Origin of the sequence: uncultured Gimesia sp. (assembly GCF_937910335.1) — a bacterium.
GTDB lineage: Bacteria > Planctomycetota > Planctomycetia > Planctomycetales > Planctomycetaceae > Gimesia.
Map to the genome: position 1 here is coordinate 1 of NZ_CALEMX010000396.1, position 4,377 is coordinate 4,377.

General features: G+C 44.2%; 3 protein-coding genes. All 3 read right to left on the reverse strand.

Going from position 1 to position 4,377, the window contains the following annotated elements; genetic code table 11:
* Positions 1-28 precede the first annotated feature (28 nt).
* Positions 29-934, reverse strand: a complete 906-nt coding sequence (locus Q0668_RS15660; RefSeq protein WP_298866343.1) for a DUF58 domain-containing protein — start codon at positions 932-934, stop codon at positions 29-31.
* A 6-nt stretch (positions 935-940) separates the two neighbouring features.
* Positions 941-1,957 (reverse strand): MoxR family ATPase, encoded by a 1,017-nt coding sequence (locus Q0668_RS15665; protein ID WP_298866345.1) that lies wholly within the window; start codon positions 1,955-1,957, stop codon positions 941-943.
* Between the two features lie 29 nt (positions 1,958-1,986).
* Positions 1,987-4,377 (reverse strand): glutamine amidotransferase (locus tag Q0668_RS15670; RefSeq protein ID WP_298866347.1); only part of this gene is annotated, 2,391 nt, incomplete at its 5' end.

The window sequence follows — 4,377 nt, forward strand, 5'->3', positions numbered from 1 at the left end:
TGTAGCGAATAAAAGCCAGGCCAAAGATTCATCTAACCCATCCTTTCCGCCTTAGCAGGTCAAATACAATATGTTCCACAGTATCGCCACTGTCGATCGTCAGAAATCGTCCCGACCGCTGGCGACACATCATTGCCAGATGCTCTTCCAGCAAGATGCGATGCTCATGATAAATCCCCAATAAATCTCCCGCTGAGGAGATATCCAATGTCTGACCACTTTCGCTATCTACTAATCGTAAATCACCATTGATTTCCGGGTTGATTTCAGAGGAACCCAATATTTGAACGCCATAAATTTCCAGACCCGCGCTGAACAGCATGTTGAAAGGACGTTGTAAGTCGCCAAATGATTCAAAATCGGAAAGAACGATCGCAACCCCCCGACCGCGATGTGTTCGTAAAACATTTTCGACAGCATCTTCAATCGGAGAATCTCCACCAACCTCTATTTTGTTGAGGAAATCAAATAATCGTTTCATGCTGATCCGGCCAGTCGATGGCGAATACATGGCCGGTCGTGAACCTTTTTGATTACAAGCATAGACGCTCACTTTTTCAAAATTCAAGAGCCCCATTACACCAAAAGCAGCGGCCAACTGCTGACAGCGTAAAAACTTGTTTTCGTAATCCATAGAAGAAGAGGCATCCAGTATCAGGACAACATGCATTTCTTCTTCATGCTGATATTGCTTCATAAAGGGTCGGTTTAAACGGGAAAAGATATTCCAATCGATATATCGCACATCATCACCGGGAACATAATTGCGATAATCTGAGAATTCGGTACTTGTGCCTCCCTTACCTGAAAGATGCTCGCCACGACTTCTATTAGTTAATCGACGTGTCGGATTTAAACGCATTCTCTCCAGCATTGATAACGTTTTGTTATCAAACAAACTCGTGAACTGATTTGTATTAGATTCCTGAGACACCGCTATTTAATCCTGTTCTGATAATTCTTTGCAGTTCTGTGCAACCAAATCCATCACTTTAATATTTTCTGCCTGACCATCGTAATTCAACAGAACACGATGTTGTAGAACTTCATTTGCAAAATAGCGAACGTCTTCAAAAGCAACGTGTGCTCGCCCTTCACTGAGAGCGCGTACACGCGCGGCTTTTATCAGAGATTGAGCCGCGCGTGGGCTGGCTCCCCAATGCACAAAACGGCGAACTTCTTCCGTTGCGAATTCTGACTCAGGATGGGTCGAGAGCACCAGGCGGATGGCATAATCCCGGATCGGCTCAACGACGACCACTTTATCCAGAAGACCCCGTAATTCAAGAATTTGCTCACTATTCAAGAGCTTTTTTAGATTTGCCGGCTTTCTTAGAATGGTTTGCTGAACAATCGAATTCAGTTCAACACGATTCGGAAATGGAACACTGATTTTAAACAGAAAACGGTCCAGCTGTGCTTCTGGCAAAGGGTATGTTCCTTCCTGCTCAATCGGATTCTGCGTGGCCAGCACAAAGAAAGGTTGTTCCAAACGATATTGCGTTCCACCAGCTGTGACAGTTCCTTCCTGCATAGTCTCTAACAAAGCAGACTGTGTTTTGGGAGAAGCACGGTTAATTTCGTCGGCCAGCAGTAATTGAGTAAATATTGGTCCTTTGCGAAATTCAAATTGATACGTTCCTGTCTCATCCGTACTCATAATATTGGTTCCAATAATATCAGCAGGCATTAAGTCTGGCGTAAACTGAATACGTTGAAATTCAAGGTCCAGTACTTTTGATAAAGCTTTAACCAATTCTGTTTTTCCTAGCCCTGGAACACCTTCCAGTAACACATTACCTCCACAAAACAACGCGTATAATGTCGATTCAACAACTCGCTCCTGACCAATGATCATTCGTGCGATTTCAGAACGAACTTCATTAAAGGTCTTCTTGAAATGGTCGGCTTCAGCCTGCAATACTGTAGGTTCTTCAATTGTTTCTGGCTGGCTCATCTTAATATCTCCGCAGAATAAAAGTCCTGTTATTTTTCGTCGTCAGATTGTCTTCGTCGTTTGAGATCCAGCAACCGACCGGTGGTGGATTGATTTCCCTCTGAATCTGCTGATGGTGAATTGGGGAGTGGCTTGATTTCTTTCTTTGCTTGTTGTGTATCAGTCTTGTCTTGTTCTTTATCTCGGTATGATTGCTGTTTCTGTTCTTGCAGTTTCGAAACAGTTGACTTTGAACTGACCTGATCCGCGGTCTTTTTCGTGTCGCCTTTACGCAAATCCAATTCCTCGGATACGTCTTGTTTGCGTTGCAATAAAGCACCCATTGTGGCCGTACTACTTTTCTGATCTGGACCAAATCGGAACCAGCCGCGAATCACATACCAATCCAGTTGCACGCGCCTGATACCCACATCCAGGGGCACGAGTATCGCTAACGCAATCAGAAACCAGTCAAAAATTGGATTCGAACTCTGTTTAGGTTCGCGACGACCATAAATGACTTCCGTTGCGTTCTCTGGGTTCAGTCTTTGTCCGCCGGTTCTTTCTGCGATTTCTTCCAAAACAATCGGATTGGATCGAAAGCGGAGAAATTCGGGTGAATAGGAAACGATAAAACCACCATTTGCATGATCTTTCCTTTCACCAGCTTGCCCTAGCGCCATTACCTGATAGCGGCCTTTTCCCCAGAGAGGAACTGCAGCCTGATATCGTCGAGGGCTGACTTGCTTGAGGACAACAGTTTCTTCTCGATCATGAGGCCCTGAAATTCTTGCTGCGACATTAAGAAATGATTCTTTTGGATGAAAATCCTCAACCATGATTGTGGCGTTATTTCCCGTCGTATGGCTCCACATTTTGAGCTGGGACTGCTCTGAGACACGAGAGATTTTAATCATCAACTGTTTGACAAACGCCTGGTAATGGTCCCAGTTCACCCAGTCAGCACCCCAGTTTGGGGATAAATCAGAAGTAAAAGCTGCCGTTGTTCCCAACCCATATCGCCAGAAGGCCAATACGGGATCAATATCACCTTCTGCTTCCTTTTTCTCAGGAGCGTTTAAAATACCTTCGGCTCGCGCTTTAATTGTGGTTAACACGTAACCATGCAAAGGGGGGATTTCTTGAACTCCCTTCAGAACCGGCGAAATCATTCCGACTTCAGGAGTGATCGTTTCGTTTTGAATCATACTCCGTTTCAGAGTTTTTGATTCTTTGATAAAGATCGAAGGTAACTGATTCGGATTCGATGGAAAATAATATCGCCCTCCAGTTGCACCAGCAATTCCACGCATCGTCGAAATGTCACGTCCTCCATGCGGAAAAACGGCCACCATCGACACACTGACTTTGTTCTTCTGAAATTGTTTGATCAACTGAGGAGAGGGAGGCTGAGGATCACCATCTGAAATGATAATCATGTGCTTGGTTGAAGCATCACTCTTAATCAATCCTTCCAAACCCAAACGCATGGTGTTAGCAAAACTTGGCATATCTCCGATCTGAGCACCATTGATTTTAGGAACCATCTTTTCATAATCACCGGCAGGAGTCAGTTCGAACAGCCATTTTTCCCCTCCCATATAGTCATACACTAAAACGCCAACTTCATCCTGCGCCCCTAATACTTTGACGGCCTGTTTCGTGATACGTTTCCCCCAGGTATTTCCTTCAGGGAATTCACAGGTATGCAGAATAATCGCAAGTGCACCTTTAGGAAGGATCTTCTTTTTTGTGATATCCATTGTCACAGGCAATGCGTCTTCGATGAGCGTCCGGTGATAACCTCCCGGTCCATAACTGTTCTCACCGCCGACCATCATGAAACCTATCCCCTGATTAAAAACAGAATCATGCAATGCTTTTAATTGAATCACGTTAAAAGCGTCGGCGGGAACATTCACAAACAGAATGGCGTCATAAGGCATTAAAGAAAGTGAATCGCTTGGAAATTCGTATGCTGAAATTGTTTCCACATTGCGTTCGCCTTCACGAATCGCTTTAACCAATGCCTGCCAATCACGGTCATCACCTGTCGGGTTTGTAACGACCAGGACTTTTCCTTCGCCTTCAACAAAGATATAGTTTAAGACAGTATTATTTTCCCGGATTTGATCATCGCTTCGTTTGGTTTCAATCGTCGCAGAATATTCATAATAGCCGGCAGCGCGTAAATAAATGGGTACGACAAATCTATTTTTACCTGCTTTAAACGATATTTGTTCTTCGTATATTTGTTCGCCATTCTCCCTAAGTACCATTTTTCCGGCACCATTTTGTAATGACGAAAGTACAACCGCAGCTTCATAGTTTTCACCCAGCTTGACAAACCGTGGTAGTTCCAGGTTTTCCAGCCAGACCTCTTTATCGTATTCATATTGAATGGGTAAAACATCGACAGCAATATCCCGGGATTTCAATTC

What these genes read in the sequence shown, in the direction of transcription:
- Q0668_RS15665 (WP_298866345.1), bottom strand. Translation starts at nt 1,957, where the DNA reads ATGAGCCAGCCAGAAACAATTGAAGAACCTACAGTATTGCAGGCTGAA.